Annotated in this window: 26 protein-coding genes; 24 read left to right on the top strand and 2 right to left on the bottom strand. The window is 33.4% G+C overall.

Annotation, left to right across the window (positions count from 1 at the left end):
• Positions 1 to 2 precede the first annotated feature (2 nt).
• The 14 genes from FORMB_RS06205 (at position 3) to purD (ending at position 15650) form a co-directional block, all read left to right on the top strand.
• Positions 3 to 698 (top strand): SDR family NAD(P)-dependent oxidoreductase, encoded by a 696-nt coding sequence (locus tag FORMB_RS06205; RefSeq protein WP_069676631.1) that lies wholly within the window; start codon positions 3 to 5, stop codon positions 696 to 698.
• A 1-nt stretch (position 699) separates the two neighbouring features.
• On the top strand, positions 700 to 1419 hold the full coding sequence (locus FORMB_RS06210) for a metallophosphoesterase family protein (RefSeq protein WP_069676632.1): 720 nt from the start codon (positions 700 to 702) through the stop codon (positions 1417 to 1419).
• The gene (locus FORMB_RS06215) at positions 1409 to 2347 is read left to right on the top strand and encodes an ATP-grasp domain-containing protein (RefSeq protein WP_069676633.1); all 939 of its coding nucleotides are present in this window, start codon (positions 1409 to 1411) and stop codon (positions 2345 to 2347) included. The genes FORMB_RS06210 and FORMB_RS06215 overlap by 11 nt, the downstream gene beginning before the upstream one ends.
• Positions 2348 to 2350: 3 nt before the next feature.
• On the top strand, positions 2351 to 3403 hold the full coding sequence (gene pseI / locus FORMB_RS06220) for a pseudaminic acid synthase (RefSeq protein WP_069676634.1): 1053 nt from the start codon (positions 2351 to 2353) through the stop codon (positions 3401 to 3403).
• A gap of 170 nt (positions 3404 to 3573) precedes the next feature.
• The gene (locus FORMB_RS06225) at positions 3574 to 4818 is read left to right on the top strand and encodes an oligosaccharide flippase family protein (protein WP_069676635.1); all 1245 of its coding nucleotides are present in this window, start codon (positions 3574 to 3576) and stop codon (positions 4816 to 4818) included.
• A complete protein-coding gene (locus FORMB_RS06230) occupies positions 4815 to 5849 on the top strand; it encodes a polysialyltransferase family glycosyltransferase (RefSeq protein WP_069676636.1) in 1035 nt (344 codons plus the stop codon). The genes FORMB_RS06225 and FORMB_RS06230 overlap by 4 nt, the downstream gene beginning before the upstream one ends.
• 6 nt (positions 5850 to 5855) lie before the next feature.
• Positions 5856 to 7067, top strand: a complete 1212-nt coding sequence (locus tag FORMB_RS06235) for an O-antigen polymerase (protein ID WP_069676637.1) — start codon at positions 5856 to 5858, stop codon at positions 7065 to 7067.
• A complete protein-coding gene (locus FORMB_RS06240; RefSeq protein WP_069676638.1) occupies positions 7060 to 8262 on the top strand; it encodes an O-antigen ligase family protein in 1203 nt (400 codons plus the stop codon). The genes FORMB_RS06235 and FORMB_RS06240 overlap by 8 nt, the downstream gene beginning before the upstream one ends.
• Positions 8263 to 8347: 85 nt before the next feature.
• Positions 8348 to 9595, top strand: a complete 1248-nt coding sequence (locus FORMB_RS06245; RefSeq protein WP_069676639.1) for an O-antigen polymerase — start codon at positions 8348 to 8350, stop codon at positions 9593 to 9595.
• 65 nt (positions 9596 to 9660) lie between these two features.
• Complete coding sequence (locus FORMB_RS06250; RefSeq protein ID WP_069676640.1) at positions 9661 to 10659, top strand: NAD-dependent epimerase/dehydratase family protein; 999 nt, start codon at positions 9661 to 9663, stop codon at positions 10657 to 10659.
• 1 nt (position 10660) lies between these two features.
• Entirely contained in the window at positions 10661 to 11812 is a 1152-nt protein-coding gene (locus FORMB_RS06255) for a glycosyltransferase (RefSeq protein ID WP_069676641.1), read from the top strand.
• A 204-nt stretch (positions 11813 to 12016) separates the two neighbouring features.
• Entirely contained in the window at positions 12017 to 13006 is a 990-nt protein-coding gene (locus FORMB_RS06260; protein ID WP_069676642.1) for a UDP-glucuronic acid decarboxylase family protein, read from the top strand.
• A 66-nt stretch (positions 13007 to 13072) separates the two neighbouring features.
• A complete protein-coding gene (locus FORMB_RS06265; RefSeq protein ID WP_335583334.1) occupies positions 13073 to 14365 on the top strand; it encodes an exopolysaccharide biosynthesis polyprenyl glycosylphosphotransferase in 1293 nt (430 codons plus the stop codon).
• A 13-nt stretch (positions 14366 to 14378) separates the two neighbouring features.
• Positions 14379 to 15650: a phosphoribosylamine--glycine ligase gene (gene purD / locus FORMB_RS06270; protein WP_069676644.1), complete on the top strand. Its 1272-nt coding sequence runs from the start codon at positions 14379 to 14381 to the stop codon at positions 15648 to 15650.
• On the opposite strand, the gene FORMB_RS06275 is transcribed toward purD, so the two are convergent.
• Positions 15645 to 15872 (bottom strand): DUF6341 family protein, encoded by a 228-nt coding sequence (locus tag FORMB_RS06275; RefSeq protein ID WP_069676645.1) that lies wholly within the window; start codon positions 15870 to 15872, stop codon positions 15645 to 15647. The genes purD and FORMB_RS06275 overlap by 6 nt on opposite strands.
• Positions 15873 to 16053: 181 nt before the next feature.
• Here FORMB_RS06275 and FORMB_RS06280 point away from each other — a divergent pair, with 181 nt between their 5' ends.
• From FORMB_RS06280 to FORMB_RS06290, 3 genes are read left to right on the top strand one after another with little or no spacing between them, the layout of a single operon-like run.
• On the top strand, positions 16054 to 16929 hold the full coding sequence (locus tag FORMB_RS06280) for a DUF6427 family protein (RefSeq protein ID WP_157498083.1): 876 nt from the start codon (positions 16054 to 16056) through the stop codon (positions 16927 to 16929).
• Between the two features lie 42 nt (positions 16930 to 16971).
• Positions 16972 to 17580 (top strand): DUF4254 domain-containing protein, encoded by a 609-nt coding sequence (locus tag FORMB_RS06285; RefSeq protein WP_069676647.1) that lies wholly within the window; start codon positions 16972 to 16974, stop codon positions 17578 to 17580.
• A 51-nt stretch (positions 17581 to 17631) separates the two neighbouring features.
• Complete coding sequence (locus tag FORMB_RS06290) at positions 17632 to 18606, top strand: glycosyltransferase family 9 protein (protein WP_069676648.1); 975 nt, start codon at positions 17632 to 17634, stop codon at positions 18604 to 18606.
• Here the strand turns inward: FORMB_RS06290 and FORMB_RS06295 are convergent.
• A complete protein-coding gene (locus tag FORMB_RS06295; protein ID WP_069676649.1) occupies positions 18603 to 19655 on the bottom strand; it encodes a 2Fe-2S iron-sulfur cluster-binding protein in 1053 nt (350 codons plus the stop codon). The genes FORMB_RS06290 and FORMB_RS06295 overlap by 4 nt on opposite strands.
• A gap of 197 nt (positions 19656 to 19852) precedes the next feature.
• On the opposite strand from FORMB_RS06295, the gene porW reads away from it, so the two are divergent.
• The 7 genes from porW (at position 19853) to FORMB_RS06330 (ending at position 25414) form a co-directional block, all read left to right on the top strand.
• On the top strand, positions 19853 to 22378 hold the full coding sequence (gene porW / locus FORMB_RS06300; RefSeq protein ID WP_069676650.1) for a type IX secretion system periplasmic lipoprotein PorW/SprE: 2526 nt from the start codon (positions 19853 to 19855) through the stop codon (positions 22376 to 22378).
• A 12-nt stretch (positions 22379 to 22390) separates the two neighbouring features.
• Positions 22391 to 22816, top strand: a complete 426-nt coding sequence (locus tag FORMB_RS06305; protein WP_069676651.1) for a bactofilin family protein — start codon at positions 22391 to 22393, stop codon at positions 22814 to 22816.
• Positions 22800 to 23015, top strand: coding sequence for an AtpZ/AtpI family protein (locus tag FORMB_RS06310; RefSeq protein ID WP_157498084.1), 216 nt, complete (start codon positions 22800 to 22802; stop codon positions 23013 to 23015). The genes FORMB_RS06305 and FORMB_RS06310 overlap by 17 nt, the downstream gene beginning before the upstream one ends.
• Positions 23016 to 23447 (top strand): hypothetical protein, encoded by a 432-nt coding sequence (locus FORMB_RS06315; protein ID WP_069676653.1) that lies wholly within the window; start codon positions 23016 to 23018, stop codon positions 23445 to 23447. It begins immediately after the preceding gene.
• A gap of 86 nt (positions 23448 to 23533) precedes the next feature.
• Complete coding sequence (gene atpB / locus FORMB_RS06320; RefSeq protein WP_069677915.1) at positions 23534 to 24610, top strand: F0F1 ATP synthase subunit A; 1077 nt, start codon at positions 23534 to 23536, stop codon at positions 24608 to 24610.
• Positions 24611 to 24629: 19 nt separating this feature from the next.
• On the top strand, positions 24630 to 24842 hold the full coding sequence (atpE, locus tag FORMB_RS06325) for an ATP synthase F0 subunit C (protein WP_069676654.1): 213 nt from the start codon (positions 24630 to 24632) through the stop codon (positions 24840 to 24842).
• A gap of 77 nt (positions 24843 to 24919) precedes the next feature.
• On the top strand, positions 24920 to 25414 hold the full coding sequence (locus tag FORMB_RS06330; protein WP_069677916.1) for a F0F1 ATP synthase subunit B: 495 nt from the start codon (positions 24920 to 24922) through the stop codon (positions 25412 to 25414).
• The last annotated feature ends 1 nt before the right edge of the window (position 25415 follow it).

The following is a 25415-nucleotide window of genomic DNA, read 5'->3' on the forward strand; positions in this document are numbered from 1 at the left end:
TTATGAAAAAATTAGTTATTATAACGGGTGTAAATAAAGGGTTAGGTCATGCTTTTTTTAATTTATTTTTAAAAGAGGAATCCATTACCATGATAGCTATTTCAAGAAATTTTAATAACGAACAAAAAACAATAAAGAATAAGCGTGTTATTTTTATAGAAAAAGACCTATCCGAACTCAATAATGTAGAAGAAGAACTAAAATTGAATGCGTATTACACGGATCAATATAAAGAAGTCATTTTTATTAATAACGCCGCAAGTATCAACCCTATCGAAGCGATCGGAAATTTTGACAATGAAGCGATTGTAAAAGCCGTTCAACTCAATACAATTGCACCATTATTATTGACCAATAATATTGTTAAAAGCAACAGATCAAAACGTGTTAGAATAATCAATATATCTAGCGGAGCCGCCAAAAGACCAATAATTGGATGGAGCATTTATTGTAGTACAAAATCGGCTAATGAGATGTTTTTTAATACACTAAAGCTTCAAGAAGAAAACAATAAAAATATTGAAGTACATAATCTAGATCCTGGAGTCATGGATACAGATATGCAAAAAAATATAAGAAGTAAATCAGAAAATGAAATGCCAAATGTGGAACTCTTTAAAGAATATCACAAAACAGAACAATTGAAATCAGCACAGGAAGTTGCATTAGATATTGTAAGCACCTATAACCTTTTATAGTATGAAAATAGCAGTATTATCAGACATACATGGAAATTACATTGCGTTGCACACAGTGCTTGAAGAAGCAAAAAGACAGCACGTAGATCATTTATTTATACTAGGCGATCAGCTGGGCTATTTTTATCGTGCTATAGAAGTTTTTAAGCTTATTAAAGAATGGTCTTTTGATATGATTTCCGGCAACCATGAACGCCTTTTTTTAGAATACTTAAGCGCTTCAGAAGGACGTAAAAACGAAATCAATAAGAAGTATGGTTCTTGTTTTTCGCACTACGAAACACAGTTTTCGGAAACACTTATAAACGAAATAAAACAATTGCCAGAACAAAAGACTGTAACAAAAGACCGGATGTCTTTTCTTCTATGTCACGGCTCGCCATCGGATAAGGATCAATACATATATCCTGACGCTTCTTTAGAGGTTTTAAACGCAAATGACACAGAAAACATAGACTATGTATTTAACGGTCACACACATTATCCTATGATGTATAAAGGCAAGAATTCCTTTCTAATAAATGTTGGCTCTGTAGGACAATCTCGAACGGTTGGTGGGATTGCGAACTGGGGAATTATAAATACCACAAACGGGGTTTATGAACCTCAAAACACTCCTTATAAAGTAGAGGACGTTGTAAGTGAGTTAAAAGAGTTTAACGAGGAAAAAGAGTACCTGTTTAAGGTGTTAAAAAGAAATAACAAGAATTATGAAAATTAATGTATTAGTCACGGGTTGTGGAGGAGATATTGGACAAAGTATAGGTAAAATACTAAACAAAAGTGCATTTGTGAATGAATTATATGGCTGTGATATTTCAGACAAGAACGCGGGCAAGTTTATTTATTCAAACTTTTTTATAGGATTACCATATAAAGACCCAAACTATCTTTCTAATTTAGAGTTCTTTGTTGAAGACAATAAAATTGATTACATCATTCCAATGTCAGAACCAGAGTTGAGGTATTTCTCAGATACGGATAATTTAAAAGCGATTGGAAGGGCTAAAATGCTTACAGCCTCGTCTGAAGCCTTAAGTATTGGGTTTGATAAACTGGCGACCGTTAATTTTTTAAAATCCAACAATCTGCCGTTTCCAGAAACGGTATTAGTTGCCAATGAAAGTACTCCTAACTTTCCAGTGATCTTAAAATCAAGAACAGGATCAGGAAGCTCTGCTATATATAAGGTTGAAAATTTAGAGGACTATAATTATATCAAATCGAAACATTCAGATTTTATTGCACAAGAGTTTTTAGAAGACAGTCAGGGAGAATTTACCTGTGGTGTTTTTAGAAGTAAAAACCAAGAAATAAGAACACTTGCTTTTAAAAGAGAACTAACGAGCGGCTACAGTGGTTATGGAGAAATTATTAATAATGAGCAAATTAATAATTTGTTATGTAATTTAGCAAACAAAATCAACCTCGATGGTTCTATAAATGTACAATTAAGGTTAACAAAAAAAGGTCCCGTTGTTTTTGAAATAAACCCAAGGTTTTCAAGCACTGTTTTATTTAGACACATGTTTGGTTTTAAAGATCTAGAATGGTCAATTCAAGACAAGCTAAATATAGAATTAGAACCTTATGAGGCTGCTAAAGCAGGGCAAACATTTTATAAAGGATTTAACGAGTTTATAAGTTAAAAAATGAAAAACATACACATAGGAAATACGGAAATAGGAGGAGATAATCCATGCTTTATTATTGCGGAGCTTTCTGCCAATCATGGAAAAGATATTAATATAGCCATTGAAACGATTCGGGCCGCTAAAAAAACAGGAGCAGATGCGATTAAGTTGCAAACCTTCACTCCAGACACAATTACATTAGATGCCAAAAATGAAGCCTTCTTAATTAACCATGGGACGCAGTGGGACGGTAAGTATTTACACGAACTATATAATGAAACGTATTTGCCTTGGGAATGGCATGAAAGACTGTTTAAAGTAGCAAAGGAAGAAGGTTTGGTCTGTTTTTCATCCCCATTTGATTTGACTGCAGTAGACTTTTTAGAAACGTTGAATACCCCTGCATATAAAATTGCATCCCCTGAAATTTTAGACATCCCATTAATTGAAAAATGTGCCAAAACCGGCAAGCCAATAATAATAAGCACAGGAATTGCCACCATTGCCGATATTGATTTGGCAATTAATACTTGTAGGAATGTAGGAAACAACCAAATTGTGTTGTTAAAATGTACAACGTCTTACCCTGCTCCAATTGAAGATGCGAATCTAAAAACAATAAACAATTTTGCTGAGACATTTCATGTTATTCCAGGCCTTTCAGATCATACCTTAGGAACAATAGCGCCAACCGTTTCAGTTGCATTAGGAGCGAAAGTTATTGAAAAACATTTTATATTAGACAAATCTGTTGGCGGAGCTGATGCTGCATTTTCTTTAGATGTTGAGGAATTTACTCAAATGGTTAAATCCGTAAGAGACGCAGAAAAAGCGATAGGACAAGTGTCATACAATATTGGAAGCAAAGCAACCAATTTATCTAAACTAGCCTCGCGCTCATTGTTTATTACTAAAGATGTAAAAAAGGGAGACCTTATTACGGAAGAAAATATTCGTTCGGTTCGCCCTGGAAATGGAATTCACCCAAAGCACTACAAAGAAATATTAGGTAAAAAATTCGCGAAAGACGCAAGTTTTGCCACGCCACTAGATTTTAAACACATTAAATAATTCACGTGAAACATCTATAACCAAAACTTGATACCCAAGTAAAATGATTATATGGATGTACTATGTGACCAATAAAAACACATGAAAGTAGCAGTTATCAGTTTTATTTCTCTTTTAAATATATCGATACAAGCTCAAATTGATGTTTTTAAAAACAGCATAATTATTTAATGAATTTACCTAAAAAACTTATTACTAAAGGGTTTGTCTTGTTTTTGAAAGCAGGGTCAATGGGAATTAAGTTTGTTTTTTTCTCTATAATACTTCCTAAAAAAATGTCAGTTGAAGATTATGGAAACATTAGTTTACTTATAACAACCATTACATTTTTTATTTTCTTGGTTGGATTTGACTTTTACAATTATGCTCATAGGGATTTTATTAATAATTCAAGAAGTTTAATAGCATCTAAGCTACTTAACCAGTTTGTTTTCAATTTTCTGTTATTTATCATTTTAACCCCTATTTTTTATTGGGTTATGAGTTATAATGATCTGCCGTTTTTTTCAGTAGCGATTATATTATTGTTTTCTGAGTATTTTGGGCAAGAAGTTTACCGTTTGTTAATTGTTTTTTCTAAGCCTGTTTTAGCAAATATAATATTGTTTTTTAGGTCTAGTTTTTGGGTTCTAGCTTTACTTTTAGCAAATAACTTTTATGGAATAAAAATTGATACACAAAACATTTTAATAAGCTGGGCTATAGGAAATAGCTTACTAGTTGTTTTCACAATTTTATACTGTTTTAGTTTAGATGACCTTGTATTCAATAAAATGAAAATTGATTTAAGCTGGATAAAACAAGGACTTTATGTAAGCATTCCATTCTTATTGAGTACAATTACTTTAAAAATCATAGAACTTTCAGATAGATTTATAATAAACTATTTCTATTCAAGCACGGAAGTAGGAATTTATTCTTTTTATTCCAATATTTCTAATAGTTTAAATGTTGTGATTAATACAACAGTGGTAATCATGATATACCCTAAAATTTTATTAGCTTTTAAAAAGAAAGACAAAAAAAACATCCCGACACTTATTAAAGCTTACAAGAAGGAAATGTTTATTTTTTTGATTATAGCGGTTATTTTACTTATTTTATTTTTGAAACCTTTATTGAATTGGATTGGCAGAGAAGAATACTTTTCAAACCTTACCACTTTTTGGGTATTATTAATGGCAAATGTATTTTTTAATATTTCATTAATTCCCCATGTTGTATTATATGCTCTGCATAAAGACAGAGAAATTATTACTCCTGTTGTTTTTGCTTGTTTAATAAATGTAGTATTAAATTTTATTTTATTACCTATTTTTGGAATGGTCGGTGCTGCTATTGCTACCTTTGTAAGCTTTTTGTTAATAATGGTTTTGAAACTTGGCTCCTTAAGGAAATTAAATTTTAGCATATGATAAAGATTAATATGTTTTTACCTATTACCCCTTATACACTATCTATATCTGAACGTATAATAGCGGCCCAAACTCATGACAACAGGAAAAGCAGAAAGAATATTCTGATAAACCCCCATGGTCTTAATTTCAATAAAGATTATTGGGACGAAGTTTATATAGGTTCAGCTTCTAGAAAGGTAAGTGATAAAAAAGTTGAAAGATATATTAATTTTTCATGGCAAATAATAACCTTTTTAAAAATATACAAGCAAATAAAAAGCCTTAAGAATAGCTCTTTAGACTTTTATTATGTTGACTTGGCACATGTTTTAAGCAATTCTATTTTTTTTGGATTCAACAAAATAGTCAACATGTATGTTATGGAAGATGGGCTGTTAAATTATTATAAGGTGACATTGAAGAATAAAATGTTAGACAAGAAAAACACTAATACTTTTCTCAATTATATAGGACTCCCCTCAAGAAAATTCAAAGGAGATATTACTGGCGTTGAGATGGATGTAGTAAATGGGCAGTATGTTTATTTTCCTGATTTAGCATTTACACCAAAGAAAAGTATCCAAATTCCTTTTAAGAAGTTATCATATGATTTGATTGACAGAGTCTTAATCTTAGGCCAAGAACCTATTGTAGGCTTAATTACTGTTACTAGTTATCTAAATTCGTTGTGTAATGTAATAGATGATAGTTTAATTGATTTTAAAGATTATAAATTTTATTACAAACCACATCACCATGGAAAAAACAAATTAGCTAATAAATTTTTACAAAAAAAACTTGGTGAAAAATTAAATATTATTGAAGATAATACTCCTATTCATATGTTAGTTGCTGAAATAAAACCTTCAGTTGTTATTTCTTTTGGCTCAACAGCTTCTCTTAATTTGAAATTAATTTTGCCAGAAAAAGTAGTAAGTAGGGTGTATTTATTAAGAAGCTCTGTTTTTCCAATTAATAATGAGCAAGAAACCATGTTTTTTAAGGCAGGTATTTCTATATTTGAATTGGACTGTAATAGCAAAGGATAAATCCCTATGAAAATAGATATAACAAAAACATCATTAACTCTTTTACTGTTATCTCTTCCGTTTAACTTTATAGCAATTAGTGGAGTAGGAAATATATACCTCTCAACAATTGTTGTTCTTGTTCAGTTCGCAATTCTATTTTCACTTGTTGGTAAAAAGTTAGTTAGTAATATTACAGCAATAGCAGCAATAGCTGTCTTTGTGATTACGCTAATCAGCACGGTATTTAATGTTTTGATCGATTCTGAATTAGTAATTGTACAATTGAAACAAACAGTTATTTATTTTCAGAATATTTTATCAATTATATTAATGACCTATTTTATAAAATCATTAGACGTAGATTATTTCTTTAAGTTGTTTTTAGTTATAATTTTAATTAGCATAATTAGGGTTTATATCGAAGAGCCAGACCATATCTTCATGCTAAGTGTTTATTGGGAAGAAAGAATTGAATCCAAATTTGTAGCAGGTGTTAATACATTTGCTTTGTTTAATGGTTTAGCTTTTACTATTTCTTTTTTTTACTTAAAGAATAAGGTTTTGAAGCTCTCTCTTTGTATTGTATTTATTATTATGATTATTCTAACGATGTCAAGAGGCGCATTATTGGCTGTTATTTTAACTGTTTTTATTACTGCTCTTTATGACACAAGAAGAGAGACCTTTAGAGATCTAATCAAATACACTTTTTATATACTACTAGTAGGTGTTTTAGTTTTAATCTTTACGGGTAAAATGGAAGGGATTATTGAGTTAATTAGTCAAAGATTTTTTAGTTTTTTTGATGAGAATATCACTATTGATAAATTTTTTACAGGAAGGGGTACGTTAATTTCTTATGTGTTTACTGATTTCATGGATTCTTCTTTATTTCAATTTCTTTTTGGACGTGGTAACGGCAGTATGGATTTTGTAATTCCAGAAACAGGACAGAAATTCGAGACTTCTCATTTAGTGATATTAGATATTTTATATAGAAATGGTATTATTTTAACCTTTTTATATATTGTTTTATTAGTTGTGATTCTGTTAAAGTTTTTGAAAAATAGAAATAGAGATAGGATTGTATTATTTGGATTATTTGTATTTTTTCAATTAGAACTTTTAGTTAATCCAATGATTTTTTCAGCCCAAGCAGGGTGGATTTATTCTATGTTTTTAGTTTTATTTTTGAGACAAAACCACCTTATTATTAAAAAACCGATAAATGATTGATAAAATTAAAGAATATCTCCTTCCTTTTTTAATATCAATTACACCTATTGTGGCAGTATTTGCTTCCGCTAAATTTCTTTCGTTGTTTCTTTTTTGCATTGGTTTTATTTATCTATTTGAAAAAAATAAAGTTAATGCATTGAAAGGGTATAAAATGTTTTTTAAGCCTTATTTAGTTTTTGTGATTTTTTGTATTGTCTCGACAATAATATCAAAAGATATTCATGTTTCGATAAAAACGTTGGAACGGTATATTTCTTTAATTGTAGTTCCAATTATTATTTTCTCGACTAATTTTAGCGAAAAAAGATATCGCTTCCTTTTAAAGTCTTTTGTTTTATCGCTACTAATTATTTCCATCTTTTCAGTCTTTAAGCTAATCTGGTTTGTTAATGTTTATTCAGATTGGATTGAAGTAATGCGAGGAGTGAATGAGAACGATACATACGTACAATTTAAATACCCTCACCTGATGTGGGATGTGCACCCTTCATATTGGAGCTATTTAATGCTAGTGGCAGTTATAATATTATTTAGTAATAAATATTTTAACTCGATTTTTAAAAAACAGACAGTAATTGTTTTATTAATATTGTTTATTGTCAATTTGTTTTATTTAGCGGCAAGACTTCCATTATTAATCTTTATTGTAATAAGTATAGTTTATTTATTCAATTATTACAAAAGTTATAAAATTATAACAGGCGTGCTTTTTTTGTTTTTCTTATTTATTATAACAGCATATTATAACTTCCCTTTTCTTGAGTATAAGATAAAATTAGTTTTGACAGATGATAGATTTTTCTTGTGGAACATGGTTTATGACAATATAAAACCAAACCATTTATTTTTTGGAGAAGGGCTAGGGTTAAGTGGAGATTTCATAGCCAATATTTTAAAAAGCTCTGAAGACACTAGGATTGACTACACCGGCGTTGAAATTCATAATCAATATTTAACAATGCTCTTAGAAACAGGAATTGTAGGGGTAATTGTTTTACTTTACTTATATGTAAAGCCTGTTATTATTCTAATGTTTCGTAAAAAATCATATTCATTGCCATTATTAGCGATAGTATTACTAACTCTTTTTGCATCTACTTTAGAACCTTTTTTTACAGTAATAAAAGGGATAATTATATTCACTATTTTCAGCTCATTGTTTAGTATGTTTCATGAAAAATATAAGACATAATTTATTTGCTTAATAAAAATGATACAAGTATGGTTGTTGATGAACTTTAAGAAATTCTTTTTACGTTAATTATTTAAATTTATATATGAAAAAGGTGTATGTGTTATTTTATGGGTCTATTATATTAGGGATTCTTTTATGGCTATTCTTTTTTATAATTACTCCAATAGAGGTTAAAAATGAATTGTCTTCCTTCATTACCTCTTTTATTATTTTAAACTATTTAGCTTTAGTTTTTGGTTTTGCGCTACCCTTATTTCCAATAAGTGTTTTTAAGAACACTGAATGGATAAAAATAAATAAATTGAAGGTACTAGAAACACTTATTGCACTAATTTTAATTTCTTTTGTATTTAGATATTGGGATTTATTCTACAATAGAAATTTGAGCTTTTGGAACTCCATTAAAGTAAATAACGCTAATGCAGGTAATCACTTTTCTTTTTTATTTAATTTATTATCCACTTTTCGTGTTATATACTTTGTACCACTGATATATTATTATAGTGGAAAAATTAAAGAAAAGAGACTATTGGTATTGTGTTTTTTTCTTTTTTTGTTGCCATTAATAGAGGGTTATTTAAGGGGCTCAAGACGAATAATATTTGAATCTTTAGGGCTCTTGTTTTTGATTTTAATTTTATCAAAAAAGATTAATTTTAGATCACTTAAGATCTACGTGATATCTTTGCCAATAGTAATAATTTTTATTGGTTTTTCTTTTTTCGTTGTTCAAGGCAGGACTGATTTTGAATCTCCAAATGAGTTTTACAAAAAAATAATTACCTCTCAATACAATGATTTTGTGCCTCCAAACAGAACTGCTCTAAGATGTTTTGAAGAGAGTGAAAACTCTTTGTTAAAAAAAGCTTTGTTTACAGAAATTCATGTAGGACAATATATTGTTCATGGCGTTTATGAAATGGATTATATGGTTTCTAAGCATGATAAGCACACCTATGGTATGTTCAACTTTTATCTTTTAATAAAGTTTTTTAATAAACTAGGAATAACAAAAGTCGATTTAGACAACCTCAACAATCCAACGGGAAGGATTACATACATCACTTTTTTTGGCGGACTATTTAACGACTTTGGATGGTTTTCCTTGATCGCAATGTTTTTACTAGGGTGGATTCAAAGACAATTATTTATACTGCGTAAAAGAAACTTTCTTGTAGAACCCTTAATTGTTATCTTCCTTTTTGCAAATATATTTTTATTAATATTTAATTTCATCAGAGCTAATCTATTGTTGGCAATAGGAGTGTATTTATTGTTTTTAATTATTCTTCAAATATTTTTAAAATTAAGGAGCATTCAAAGTGAATAATTATTATTGAAGTCAATTCAAAATAATATAGTAAATTTGAGTTTTAATATTTTAGGGATCAATTAATGAATAAAATAGCTATAATTTTTGGAGGTGCCGGATACATTGGGACAAATCTCCTTAAGTTTTTAATAGAAAAAAAAGCATTCGAAAAATATTTTATATGTGACATCAAACCATTAGTTAGTTTTGAAGACGAAATTAAGAAAGGCAAAGTTGAGTATTTGCAATTAGATGTAAGAAATAACATTGATATTAAAATAAACGATATCAATGGTGCAACAAGTTGGATTTTTAATTTTGCAGCCATTCACAGAGAGCCAGGGCACAATTACTATGAGTATTTTGACACCAATGTCTCTGGCACGGAAAATGTAAATGACTTTGCTCGACGTACAGGAATAAAGAATATTTTTTTCACAAGCAGTATAGCTCCCTATGGGAAATCCATGGAGCAAAGAACAGAACAATCAGCTTTATACCCAGAAACTCCTTACGGCATATCAAAAGCATTTGCCGAAAAAACACACCAACAATGGCTAGCTGAAGATAATGACAGAAGATTAATAATTGTTAGACCCAGTGTGATTTATGGACCGAAGGATCCAGGTAATGTTTATAGAATGATAAAGGCCTTGAAAAAAGGAACATTTGTTTTGCCTGATGGAGGAAAGGTGATTAAGTCTTATGGGTATATTTATGGGCTCATAGAAAGCATGTTGTTTACAATTGAACAAAAGAACCATATGATTATTTATAATTATGCAGAAAACCCTGTAATCCCTTTGCATAAAATGACAACTGTTGTAAAAAAAGAATTAAACATAAAGAAACCGACTTTAAAATTACCGGTATGGTTATTAGCAATCATTGCAGGTGTCTTTCAAATAGGATTTAAACTTATAGGAAAGAAAAGTGACATCCACCCTGTCCGAGTTAGGAAAGCTGGGTTTCCTACGAATATTAAACCTCAATATTTGATAGATAATGGGTTCAAGTTTAAATATGAATTTCAAGAATCATTAAAGCATTGGAGGAAAGTTTCACCTAAAGATTTTGAATAATATGAAAATTGCAATTGTACACGAATGGGTGACTGTTATTGCAGGCTCTGAAAGTTGTTTTAAGGAGTTTACTGAGATATATCCTGACGCAGATATATTTCTTTTAGTTTCTGATGAAAAAAGCTTAGAGAAATTAAATATAGACCCGTCTAGAGTTACTAATTCTTTTGTGCAAAAACTCCCTAAAGCAAAAACGAAATGGAAAAACTATCTACCGCTTTTCCCATACGCTATTGAGCAGTTTGATTTAAGTGAGTATGATGTAATAATTTCTTCATCACACTCAGTTGCCAAAGGCGTAATAACTAACGCAAGTCAAATACATATATGTTACATTCATTCCCCAATCAGATATGCATGGGATTTATATCATCAGTATATAAAAGAATCCAATTTAGCAAAAGGTATTAAAGGGGTTTTTGCAAAAGGTATTTTGCACTACATAAGAAGATGGGATCTTGGTACAGCTAATGGTGTTGATGAATTTATACCAAATTCAAACTATATTAAAAAAAGAGTATGGCGCACCTATAGAAGAGAATCTTATAAAGTAATTTATCCGCCTGTAGCTGTTTATGATTTCACATTAAATGAAGATAAAGAGGATTTTTACTTGGCTGCATCACGGCTCGTACCCTACAAGAAAATTGATCTTATAGTTGATGCATTCTCCAAAATGCCAAATAAAAAATTAGTAGTTATTGGGGATGGCCCCGAGTCTAAAAAGATTAAAAGTAAAGCAGGTACGAATGTTAAAGTTTTGGGCCATCAGGAATTTGAGGTGCTTAAAGACTATATGCAAAGAGCAAAGGCTTTTGTTTTTGCAGCTGAAGAAGATTTTGGAATTATTCCTATTGAAGCGCAAGCGTGTGGAACGCCCGTGATTGCCTTTGGGAAAGGAGGGTCATTAGAAACGGTTAAAGGGAAGTTTATAACCCAATCCATTGAAGCCAATGACACAGGGGTTTATTTTGATAAACAAAATATTGATTCATTGACGGATGCTATTTATTATTTTGAAGAAAATTACACCAAGTTCAACCCGATTAAAATTAGAGAGTTTGCTTTAACATTTGATAAAAATATATTTAAAGACAATATCAAAAGAACCTTTGCTGAGATAATAGAAAAATACAAGGCACAAAAAAATTAACAACCTTTAACCTAAAATTGGCAGTAATCAATTTAACCAATCTAAAACCAAAGTAGGGTTTTTTCTAATTTGGTTGTTTATTACTTGTGATAAGATACTAAGCTATTATCGCTTCATTTTTAAAGCTAGTAATCTTTCTTTTTTAAAGTCATTTCAATCTTGGAACAATATTTGCTTACCTTTGCAAACTATGTAACTAATTTTATGCCCAAAACCATACTTATTACCGGAGCTGCAGGATTTTTAGGATCCCATTTATGTGATCGCTTTATTGGCGAAGGATTCAGGGTTTTAGGGGTAGATAACTTCATCACGGGCGATAAGGATAATATCCAACATTTATTTGACCACTCTAACTTTCATTTTATAGAACACGATGTGACGGTTCATATAGATATTGAAGAACCCATAGACTATATTTTACACTTTGCTTCTCCAGCCAGTCCCATTGATTATCTAAAAATCCCCATTCAAACCCTTAAGGTTGGCTCTCTGGGAACTCATAACCTACTAGGGTTGGCAAAGGCTAAAAAGGCACGTATTCTCATTGCCTCAACGTCTGAGGTTTATGGAGATCCATTGGTACATCCACAATCTGAGGATTATTTTGGAAATGTGAATTCTATTGGACCTCGTGGTGTTTACGATGAAGCCAAACGATTCCAAGAAGCCATCACAATGGCGTATCACCGATTTCACGGATTGGAAACACGCATTGCCCGCATATTTAATACGTATGGTCCTCGGATGCGTCTGAACGATGGACGTGTCATTCCAGCCTTTATGGGGCAAGCACTTAGAGGTGAAGATCTCTCCGTATTTGGAAAAGGAGCCCAAACACGTTCCTTTTGTTATGTGGACGATTTAGTTGAAGGGATTTATCGATTGTTATTTAGTGACTATTCAAATCCTGTCAATTTAGGAAACCCAGATGAAATTACAATTATTGAATTTGCAGATGAAATTTTAAAATTAACAAACTCTGATCAAAAAATAAGTTTCAAAACTTTACCAGAGGATGACCCCTTAAAACGACAACCGGATATTACATTAGCTAAAAAAGTGTTAAATTGGTCACCTCAAATAGCCCGAAAAGAGGGAATGAAGATAACTTTTAATTATTTTCAGAACTTATCCGATGAAAAATTAACCAAGATTGATCATAAAGATTTCTCGAAACATATAAAACAGTAAGTGAGTTTATTTAAGCAAGGTCGATATTCAGGATTTATAAAACCCATTTCATACGCAGCCGATTTGGTGCTTATAAATGCGCTTGGGATTTTTTGTTTTTTCACAGAGATCCCCCCTCTAAACTTTATATTATTTCTTTCTTTTGGGTGGCTTGTAACGACTTTTGTATCTGGTTTTTATGAAGTTCATAGATATTCTACCGTTATAAGAATAGCTAAATTACTTTTTAGACAAATTCTCCTTTTTAGCTTATTAATGTTTGCGTATTCAGGGATTAACTTCAATCTTAATCTTAGTCCGACACTTATCATTAAATATATTTTAGCATCGTTTTTTTGCATTGCGATTTTCAAATATCTAATGTTTTTCTTACTAAAAAGGTATCGATCAATTTTTAAAGGAAATATTCGTAAAACGATTATTTTAGGTGAAACCCCTCAGTCTAAATCGCTGGAAAAATTTCTTATAGAGACCCCTGCCTATGGCTTTCTAAATAAAAAAATTGTTTGTTTCAAAGACCGATCCAAACTAGACTTAGAAGCCACTTTTGATTACATTACAAACGAAGAAATTGATGAGATTTTTTGTTCAATATCAGAACTTAACAATGAAGATCTTTTAGCAGTCGTAAACTACGCAGACAACAACCTTAAAGTCGTTAAGTTTATTCCAGATAGAACCAAAGTATTGTCCAAAAAATTGCAACATGATTACTATGGAATCATTCCAATCCTAACCTTCAGGACGATTCCTCTTGACGACCCCTTGAGTTCACTCCTAAAGCGAGCATTTGATATCGTATTTTCTTTGGCAGTAATTGTATTAATTTTGTCTTGGCTTACTCCACTGATCGCACTTGTCATTAAAGTAGAATCCAAAGGCCCCGTGTTTTTTACGCAACTAAGAAATGGATATAATTTCAAATCTTTCAATTGTTTCAAGTTTAGATCCATGGTTACCAATCCAAGGGCAGACTTAGAACAAGTCACCCGCGGGGATGATCGTATTACTAGATTTGGACAACTATTACGTAAAACAAGTATGGACGAGATGCCACAGTTTTTCAATGTACTTGTAGGAGACATGTCAGTAGTGGGGCCACGACCTCATATGTTGAGCCATACAGATATGTACGCCAAAAAAATAGATAAATTTATGGTGCGACATTTTGTGAAACCTGGAATCACTGGTTTGGCTCAAGTGAGTGGATTTAGAGGTGAGGTAGAAACTGATAATGACATCATAGGACGTGTGCAACACGATATTTTTTATATCGAAAACTGGTCCTTCTTCTTAGATTTAAAAATTATTTTTCAAACACTTTTCAATACGATCAAAGGAGAAGAAAAAGCATATTAATTCAAACAGTATCATGAATATTTTAATATTAGGTTCAGGAGGTAGAGAACATACCTTTGCCTGGAAAGTATCCCAAAGCCCATTGTGTAATGCGTTATTTGTCGCGCCAGGAAATTCTGGTACAGCATCCTTAGCCACCAATTTAGATGTTTCAGTCACCGATTTTGAAGGCATTAAAAAACAAGTTCTTGCACACGCCATTTCAATGGTTGTTGTAGGTCCAGAAGACCCATTGGTAAATGGAATTTATGATTTCTTTATGGACGATACAGAATTACAGCACGTCGCTGTGATTGGCCCTCAAAAAGCCGCTGCGCAACTTGAAGGTAGCAAAGAGTTTGCAAAAGAATTTTTATATCGACACAACATCCCAACAGCTGCTTATGAAAGTTTTACAAAAGACAATCTTGAGGCAGGCTATGCATTCCTTGAAACCCTAAAACCTCCGTATGTACTTAAAGCAGATGGTCTCGCTGCAGGGAAAGGCGTACTCATCTTGTCAGATATAAATGAAGCGAAGCAAGAGCTTAAAAACATGCTGGTAGATTCTAAATTTGGTGCTGCAAGCTCTAAGGTTGTCATCGAGGAGTTTTTAGATGGCATTGAATTAAGTTGTTTTGTTTTAACCGATGGAAAACATTACAAACTACTACCTACCGCCAAAGATTACAAGCGAATAGGAGAGGGCGATACAGGCTTAAATACAGGAGGTATGGGCGCCATTTCCCCCGTTCCTTTTGCCGATGAGGTGTTGTTAAAAAAGATAGAAGACAGAATCGTGAAACCAACGGTTGACGGCCTTCTAAAAGATCAATTGCCGTATAAAGGATTTATTTTTATTGGGCTTATTATGGTGGACTCAGAACCCATTGTGATCGAGTATAACGTTCGAATGGGCGATCCAGAAACCGAAGCTGTTTTACCAAGACTAAAAACAGACCTAGTTGAGATATTCCAAGCCATCGACAAACAATGTTTGAATGAAGTTGATATTGAAATAGACCCTCAAACCGCAGTAACAGTCATGTTAGTTTCGGGGGGGTATCCAGAAGCCTACGAAAAAGGAAAGGAAATCACAGGTCTAGACAAAGTTGAAAACTCGATTGTATTCCATGCGGGAGCAAATAATAAAGATGGAAAAATTGTAACTTCAGGAGGGCGCGTGATGGCTGTCACATCTTTTGGAGCGGATTTTAAATCGGCTTTAAACACCTCTTATAAATCAATAGAACACATCAAATTTGACGGCATGAACTATCGAAAAGATATTGGATTCGATCTATAGATAAGAATGGGAAGAGATACTTTTATCTTCTTCATTATTGTCACTAAAAGACTTCAATTGTAACATCCAATACACAAAGGCAACCAATCCAATACTCATAAATATCCAAGACATAATGTTGGCGCCAAACCAGTTTTCTACCTCAAGGACTCTTAAAGCATCAAAGGGTGCTAACAATACAGTTTCGAAAAGGTCTTGAATGGCATTAAAAAAATCTTTCATCGGTCTTTAGTTTAAAGTTTTTGGGTTATAAAATGTCAAATGATACTGTTCCTTGACAAAACATTTTTATAATAACCTTATATTTACGTGGCAAATATAGTCAACACTTTATATGATTACAAGCTTTTTTAAAACATCTAAACCAATTCACTATATAATTTTCTTAGTTGTACTGATTTGTATGTTTGTATTTCAACGAATTATTACAGTTGATTACGAAGTAAATCTCTCCAACACTCTAAGGGAAGTAGGCTATCTTTCAATACTCTTGGCGTCTTTTTTTACCTTAATTTTTATCGTCACCAAAAACAACTTAACCCACAACAATAGTTACGCCGCACTTTACTTTTGTTTGTTTATTGGACTCATGCCATCTTGCCTAGAAACGAATTCTGTACTCATTTCAAACTTTTTTATACTGCTCTCACTTCGAAGAATCGTGAGTTTAAAAACCAATTCAAACATCAAAAAGAAACTATTAGATGCTTCTATGTGGATTTGTCTAGCAGCTATTTATGAACCTTGGGCTATTTTGTTCTTTGCAGTCTTATTTTTGGGGATGGTATTTTACTCCGTTGCTCAAACAAAAAACACCGTCATTCCTTTTTGTGGGATTTTAGCCGTTGGAATACTTTTGACCTGCTATCGATTACTCACAAAAAATATGTTTCCAAACCTTATCGAATATTTACCCACCATTAGCTTTGACACCTTTTCATTCAATAACACAATAATAGAGGCACAGTCCCTTCTATTCCTAGCCTTTGTTTTATTTGGGATTGGCAGTTTTATTGCAAAAGGATTTCTTAAAAACAGAGTAGTGAACCCTAGTTTTTCAGTACTTATTTTAGCAATTCTTACAGGAATTACCATTGTGTTTCTAAGTTCGAATCACGGTCTTGCAGGTTATTTGTTTGCGTTTGCACCTTCCGCGATTGTGTTGGCAAATTTTTCTGAAACGACCAAATATCGTTGGTTATCAGAATTTGTTTTAGGAGTGTTGCTTTTTGCAGTGCTGTTTCAAGTTGGGCTGAATATTCCATTTCCGCTAAACTAAACTAAAGAATTACTCTTATATTTGCCACATAAATAAAATAGCATGTTTTCAAACAAAGCCAATTCCATTTTTCAAGACGTTATAGCAACCTATAAAGTTTTAAATTCAGTTGATCAACCGTTTCAGAATAAACACGATAAAGGCGAAGACCTTATCGGACATTTACTCTATAGAAAAAGTTGGATTGATACCGTTCAATGGGCTTATGAAGATATTATTAGAGATCCAAATATTGATCCTGTAGCAGCCTTAAAATTAAAACGAAAGATTGATGCTTCTAACCAAGATAGAACAGACACCGTTGAGTTTATCGACAGTTATTTTTTAGAGACCTACAAAAACGTTCAGGCGAAACCAACGGCCAAAATCAACTCTGAAAGTCCAGCATGGGTAATCGATCGCTTATCGATTTTAGCCCTTAAGATTTACCACATGCAGCTTGAAACAGTTCGTGAGGATGCCACGGAAGCCCATAAACAAAGCTGTCAAACAAAGCTAAATACACTTTTAGAACAACGTACGGACTTGTCTACTGCCATTGACGATTTGCTAGAAGACATTGCCAACGGCGACAAATACATGAAGGTTTATAAGCAAATGAAAATGTATAATGACGATGAACTAAACCCCGTTTTAAGAGGAATTAAATAATTTATTTTAGTGTCGGATCTCAAACACATACTTGTCATAAGACTCTCCTCCATGGGAGATGTTGCAATGACCGTTCCGGTACTGACCGCTTTCTCAAACGCAAATCCCACTATTAAACTCACGGTGTTGACCAAAAAACAGTTTACACCACTGTTTAAAGATTTGAAAATGGTGACCGTTCTTTCTGCAGATTTTAACACCACTCACAAAGGAGTTCTTGGATTATATCGACTTTCAAAAACAGTGCGAAACACCCACATAGACGCTGTTGCAGACTTGCACAACGTATTGCGAACAAAGGTTCTAAAACTCTTTTTGCCAGGTCTTAAGTTTACTCAAATAGACAAAGGCCGCGCTGAAAAAAAGGCATTAATCACAGGAAAAATAAGCACGCCATTACGCACAACGCCACAACGCTATGCGGATGTTTTTAGAAATCTAGGTTTTGAATTTGAAATAGACACCCCTTCTTTTCCCACCCCCAAACCATTAGATACTGAAATCACAAAAGTACTTGGAGATTTTTCAAAACCCGTTATTGGAATTGCGCCTTTTGCGGCCTATGCTTCCAAAACCTATCCCATTTCAAAAATGGACAAAGTCATTTTTGAACTCCAAAAAGAGTCGAAAATTTTATTATTCGGAGGGGGACCAACTGAAACCAAACAATTAGAAACCATCGCGTCTAAATATTCAAACGTAGGTTGTGTGGCGGGGAAGTTCAGCTTAGATCAAGAATTAGATATTATTTCTAATTTAAAAGTAATGCTCTCTATGGATTCTAGTAATGGACACATGGCAGCAATGCTTGGGGTAAAAGTAGTGACGCTTTGGGGAGTCACACATCCCTTTGCGGGATTTGCACCGTTTCATCAATTGGCGACCCATAACCTACTATCCGATTTAGGAAAATATCCTAAAATCCCAACATCAATTTACGGAAACAACTATCCAGAAGGGTATGAGTTAGCGATGCAAACCATTTCAGTTGAGAGTATTATAAAAACGGTTCAAGACACGCTTTAAATATCGTCAAAATCAACTTTGATCGTCGATGAGGTTGGCTCTGCTTGACAGCTTAAAACCAGTCCTTCCGCAACTTCATTATCTGTTAAAATGTTATTTTGTCGCATCGTAGCAGTCCCTTCAGTCACCCGACAGATACAACTACTACAAACACCCCCTTGACACGAATAAGGCACATCAATATCATTGGCGAGTGCCGCTTCTAAAATGGTTTGTTTTTGAGACATTACTAAAGTCATTTCTTCCTCATCTACAAGAATCGTGACTTCTGACTCCCCTTCATTCGTACTTGTACTGGTTGATTTTACCGCGGAAGCTGTAAACAATTCAAATAGAATTTGAGAAGCTTCAATCCCTTTTTCAGTTAGAATACTATTTACGGAGTTGATCATTCCTTCGGGGCCACACAAATAAAACTTCTGAGAATCATCAACAGTAATATTGTTTTTAAGAATATAATTAACGTTGCCGCTATCAATACGACCAAATAATGCACCCTCTTCATCGGTTTCACTATAAATAAATTGTACCTTAAAACGGTCGGTATAAAGTGTTTGTAGTTTTAAAATTTCTTCGTGGAAAATAGTTTCTTTAGGGCTCTTATTTCCGTAAATCAACACAAACGTGCTGTCGGTCTTCGTTTCCAAGACGGTTCTAGCAATACTCATTATCGGCGTAATTCCACTTCCTGCAGCAAAGGCTACAATAGTATTTGCCTTATTGGTTTCTGAGTCATAAACAAAACGTCCGTTAGGGGTGCCAACCTCTAGAGTATCGCCAGTTTTTAACTGTCTATTGGCATGGGACGAAAACACACCACCTTCAATTTCCTTAACAGTCACCGTCAGTGATTCACTTTGAGGACTTGAACTTAAAGAATAATCCCTTCGAACTTCTTTAGCATCAATCACTGTTTTTAAGGTAATGTATTGACCGGCCGTAAAAGTATATTCAGTTTTTAAGGTCGTTGGAACCTCAAAAGTGATGCTCACCGCTTTATCGGTTTGCCTTAAAATGGATTTTATTTTTAAAGAATGAAATTGAGCCATGAAAGTTTTTTCAACAAAAATAAGAAAGATTTAAGATAATCATCTGTTAAGACTTCCCCAAAATTAGAACGGTTATTACTATAATTTTAGGCAAATCACTATATTTTGTTAGTTTTGTACAAAAAGATGGTTATTTTTACAACCTTGCATACGATAATGTGCTATCTTTTAGTTATGAATAAACAAAGACATCTCTGTTGAAAAACATTTTTAATTATATAGTTGTTGGGATTATAATAGTCTTAACTGTTACAAGTTGTTCTAGGAAAAAAGATAGATTCCTGAACCGTGCTTGGCATTCCGTAAACACAAAGTACAATATCCTCTATAATGGGAATGTAGCTTTGGAATCGGGAAAAACTTCTGTCATTGCTGCATATAAAGACAATTATTGGGAAATTCTTCCTGTGGAGCGTTTACAAATCACCGATGACATTGATTTCAGGAACAAAGCAAAAAACCTAAGCATTGAACTTGCGGAAGTAAAAGCCGTGAAAGCCATCCAAAAACACGGGATGAATATTAAGGGAAAAGAAAAAAATCCTCAAATTGATGAAGCTTTTATGTTATTGGGCAAAGCCCGTTATTTCGACAATCGTTTTATTCCCGCATTAGAGGCGTTTAATTATATTTTGTTTAAATACCCTGCAAGTAACAATATTAACTTAGCAAAAATTTGGCGAGCCAAAACCAATCTTCGCCTCCAAAACGAAGACATAGCGATTAAAAACCTGAAGAGACTTATTGAATTAGAAGACTTGTCCAAATACGATATCGTTGAAGCATCCTCGACCTTAGCACAAGCTTACATTACAACCAAAGCCTTGGACAGTGCGATTACCCAGTTACAAGTGGCATCGCAGCTGACGAAAAATAACGAACAACGTGGGCGTTTACATTTTATAGAAGGTCAGCTCTATTCCGCTTTAGGGAAAAAAGACAGTGCCAACCTTGCGTTTGATAAAGTGATTGACCTCAATCGGAGATCACCAAGAGCCTATATGATTAGTGCGCATTTAGAGAAAGTCAAAAATTTTGACCTCAAAAACGGTGATAAACTTGAACTTCAAGAGCTGTTAGAAGATTTGGAAACCAACAGAGAAAACAGACCTTTCTTAGATAAAATCTACCATCAAATCGCGAAGTATCAACTTCAGAACGAATCGGATTCAACAGCCATATCCTATTTCAATAAATCGCTGCGAACCAATTCCGAAGATGACTATTTGAAAGCGGTAAACTATCAAACCTTAGGAGATTTAAACTTTGATTATTCGGAGTACAGTTTGGCAGGATCTTATTATGACAGCACCTTATTAAGCCTTAAAGAAAACAGCAAATCGTTTCGCGCCATTAAACGTAAACGAGAGAATTTAGAGGATGTCATTTATTACGAATCCATTGCTCAAGATAATGACAGTATTTTAAGTGTTGTAGCCATGTCAGACGCTGATAAAGAAGTGTACTTCCAATCCTATATTGAGACCTTAAAACTAGAAGAAGAAGTATCAGAAAAAGTAGCTGCTTCCACTGGAAATTCTTTTGGAGCCTCTCAAAATGCAGTCACAAAAAAGGGAAAATCCTTTTATTTTTACAACCCAACAACTGTGGCATTTGGCAAAAATGAATTTATTAGAATATGGGGCGATCGCGCTTTAGAAACCAATTGGCGTTGGTCTAGTAAATCTGCACAATCTGACACAGAAACAACGGATGAAATAGAAAAGGCTGCAGAAGCCGCGGAAGAGGAAGAACAAAAACGTTATTCAGTGGATTATTATCTAGCGCAAATCCCAACCGAAGAAAAAGTATTGGACAGCATCGCTAAAGAACGCAATTTTGCCTATTACCAATTGGGACTTATATATAAAGACAAGTTTAAGGAGTATAAACGCGCACAGAATAAGCTCGAATACTTATTGAAACAAAACCCTGAAGAGCGCCTTGTGTTGCCAGCAAAATACAACCTCTACAAATTATATGCGCTGTTAGATTTGAAGCGCTTGCAAGCACTTGCCAAAAGCGATATTATTGAGAACTTCCCAGATTCTCGATATGCTGAAATTTTGTTAAACCCAGAATCAGCCTTGTTAAATAACGAAAATAGCCCCGAAACACTTTACAATAATTTATATGCGCAGTTTGAGTTGGGAGAATACCAACAGGTCATTGATGGGTGCGATCTACAAATTATTAGACTTGATGGCGATCAAATTGTACCCAAGCTAGAACTTTTAAAAGTAACCTCCAAAGCTCGGTTGTTTGGTTTTGAGGCTTATAAAGAAGGACTCAACTTTGTAGCCTTAAACTACCCAAGCAGCATCGAAGGGAAAAAAGCCGCTCAAATGTACGAAACAGTCATTCCACAGCTAGAAAGTGTGGAGTTTGTTCAGGACTCAACCCAAACGAATTTCAAAACTATTTTTAAATTTGAAGCGTCAGAAACCGATGAAATCAAGGCGTTTGATGAATCCTTAAGCACTGCTATTGAAGATATTGACTATTTTAAATTGAGCATTTCAAAAGACCGTTACGATACAAACACTATATTTGTAGTGGTTCATGGACTAAAAAGTGTCCAAGGTGCCTTTGGATTTGCTGAAATATTAAAAAACAAAAATGACTTTATAATATCTAAACCATTTTTTGGAATTTCTTCCAAAAATTATCAAACCGTTCAAATACATAAAAACCTAGAAGCCTACCTAGAAACCATTAATTAAAACACGACAGCTATGTTTACAGAGAACAAAAAATCAAATTCGAATACATTTTCGCAACAAAATACCATCGCTCAAGGGACCACCTTTACGGGCGATTTAATCAGCGAAGGCGACTTTCGTATCGAAGGGATTATCAACGGATCATTGAATACTTCAGGGAAAGTTGTCATCGGGAAAACAGGTTCGGTTGAAGGCTTTTTAACTTGTGCTAATGCGGATGTGGAAGGGAAGTTCAAAGGGACGTTAAACGTTTCCGACACGCTTAACTTACGTTCTTCTGCATATATAGATGGGGAAGTGCAAATAGGGAAACTATCTGTGGAGCCTGGTGCAACCTTTAACGCAAGCTGTCTTATGAAAGGTTCTGTAAAAGAATTGAAAAACGAAACAAAAGTAGACACATCTCAAAACAATTCAAAAAGTGGACAATCCGCTTAAACAACTCGGAATTCTATCTGCGATAGGTGTTCAGATGGCAGCAATCATTGCTGTAGGGACATTTGTAGGGGTCAAGCTCGATGAAAAACACCCTAACGACACTAATCTTTTTACGTTAATAGGCACTTTATTTTCAGTAATCCTATCAATTTATTTTGTGATAAGACGTGTTATTTCGGCTTCAAAAGATGATAAATAAATGAATACACTCTTTAAAAAAAGAGAATTAGACTTTCTCATTAAATTGTCGGTAATAAGTATATTGCTCTTTGGAGTGCATAGCTATCTAAATTACCATTTCGCACAAGATATCTTACTTTTTTTCCCACTCTGGCATATTTATTTATTTCATGTGGTGACCGTTTTGTTGATTTATTCTTTCATAAATTACCGCGACTCCATAGGAAAAACAGAAGTGTTTAATGTCTTTATGCTTGGGATGCTTTTAAAAATGATTCTAGTTATTGTTTTTCTATTGCCATGGCTTTTATCTAAGCCTGAACAACAAGGATATGATTTAACGAACTTTTTCGTTCCATATTTTATTTTATTGGCTTTTGAAGTGTATTCTGTGACGGAATTTCTTCAAAAAAACGAACCACTTGATACCACTCCAAAAGGCGACAAATAATCATTTAAATATTATTTGTCATTTCATTAAATGTGTGTACATTTGCAGCAAAATTAATCAAGGTATTTTTAATTAAAAGCAGCGTATTGAACTCCTTTAGAACCGTATTATTCTCAACATTATTTTTAGCAATTTCTTTTGTGGGTTTTGCCAAGGAAAACGAACCAACTCAAGATGATGCGCCTTTTGATCCAAAAGCGATGATTTTACATCACGTAAAGGATGCGCATGAGTTTCATTTATGGGACTGGAAAGGAACCCCTGTATCACTATCATTACCAATTATATTGTGGACAGACAATGGGATAACAACATTTTCTTCAAGTCAATTTCACCATGATGATGAAGGTAAAACAATTGTGCAAGCAAACGGTGGGAGCTTTGTTAAATTACACGAAAAAATTTATCAATTAGAGGCCGGCGCTACTGCCGTCGCTTATGATGCAGAACACCACCCAACAAATGCACATAAACCTCTAAATTTTTCAATTACCAGAAACGTATTTATGATGTGGGTTTCTGTGGCACTGCTATTATTGATATTCTTAACAACTGCAAGAAGCTACAAAAAGTCTAAAGATGGTGTCCCAACAGGGATTGCTGGATTTATGGAGCCCTTAATTGTATTTGTAAGAGATGAAATTGGCAAACCAATGATTGGTGAGCACAAGTATAAAAAATACATGCCTTATTTGTTAACCATCTTTTTCTTTATTTGGATCAATAACATTTTTGGGTTGATTCCAATTTTAAATGGAGCCAACTTAAGTGGTAACATAGCCTTTACGTTTACACTCGCAATGTTTACATTTATAATTACAACGTTTAGTGGTAACAAAAATTACTGGAAACACATCTTTTGGATGCCAGGAGTTCCTGTGCCAATGAAAATATTTTTAATGCCTATTGAGATTATTGGAATGTTCGTCAAACCAATCTCGTTAATGATTCGTTTGTTTGCCAACATTACAGCAGGACACGTTATCATATTGGCATTGATGTCATTAATATTTGTATTTAAGTCGGTTGCGATTGCTCCCGTCTCTGTAGCGTTTTCGTTATTTATTACAGTAATCGAAATTATTGTTACAGCAATACAAGCGTATATATTTACAATATTGTCAGCCCTCTATTTTGGAATGGCAACAGAAGAAGAACATTAATTAATTTAAATTTATAACTATGACTACTATTACAGGAATTGCAGCTATTGGAGCTGGTTTAGCAGCTATTGGAGCTGGTGTTGGTATTGGTAAAATTGGTGGATCTGCCATGGATGCTATGGCACGTCAACCAGAAATGCACGGAAAAATTCAATCTTCTGCATTAATTTTAGCAGCCTTCGTAGAGGCGGTAGCACTCTTTGGAGTTGTTGTTGCTTTTTTACAAGGGTAAAAACACAAAGAATACTGAAGTGACGGTTGGTTGCTTCAGTATTTTTTAAATTTAAGTTATTTAAAAAAAACAAAGAAATGGATTTAATTACACCGGAATTTGGATTGGTATTTTGGACGGCAATAACGTTCATTATTCTATTAGTGATTTTAAGAAAATTTGCTTGGAATCCAATTTTAGGAGCTGTTAGCGAGCGTGAAGAAGGTATCAAAACCGCTCTAGCATCTGCTGAAAATGCGCGTAAAGAAATGGAGAATCTTACTGCAGATAACGACCGTATTTTGCAAGAAGCCCGTGCCGAACGTCAAGCCATGCTTAAAGAAGCACGTGAGTTAAAAAGCAGTATGATTGAATCTGCAAAAACAGAAGCAAAAGAAGAAGCTAATAAATTAGTAGCACAAGCACAAGCCGCTATCGAATCTGAAAAGAAAGCCGCTATTGCCGATTTAAAATCAGTGGTTGCAGAACTTTCAATTTCTATTGCAGAAGCAGTGGTTCGTGAAGAGCTTTCAGACAAAGCGAAACAAGAAAAATTAGTGGAATCAATGTTGGAAAACGCTACCCTAAACTAAT

Source organism: Formosa sp. Hel1_33_131, from assembly GCF_001735745.1.
Lineage (GTDB): Bacteria > Bacteroidota > Bacteroidia > Flavobacteriales > Flavobacteriaceae > Hel1-33-131.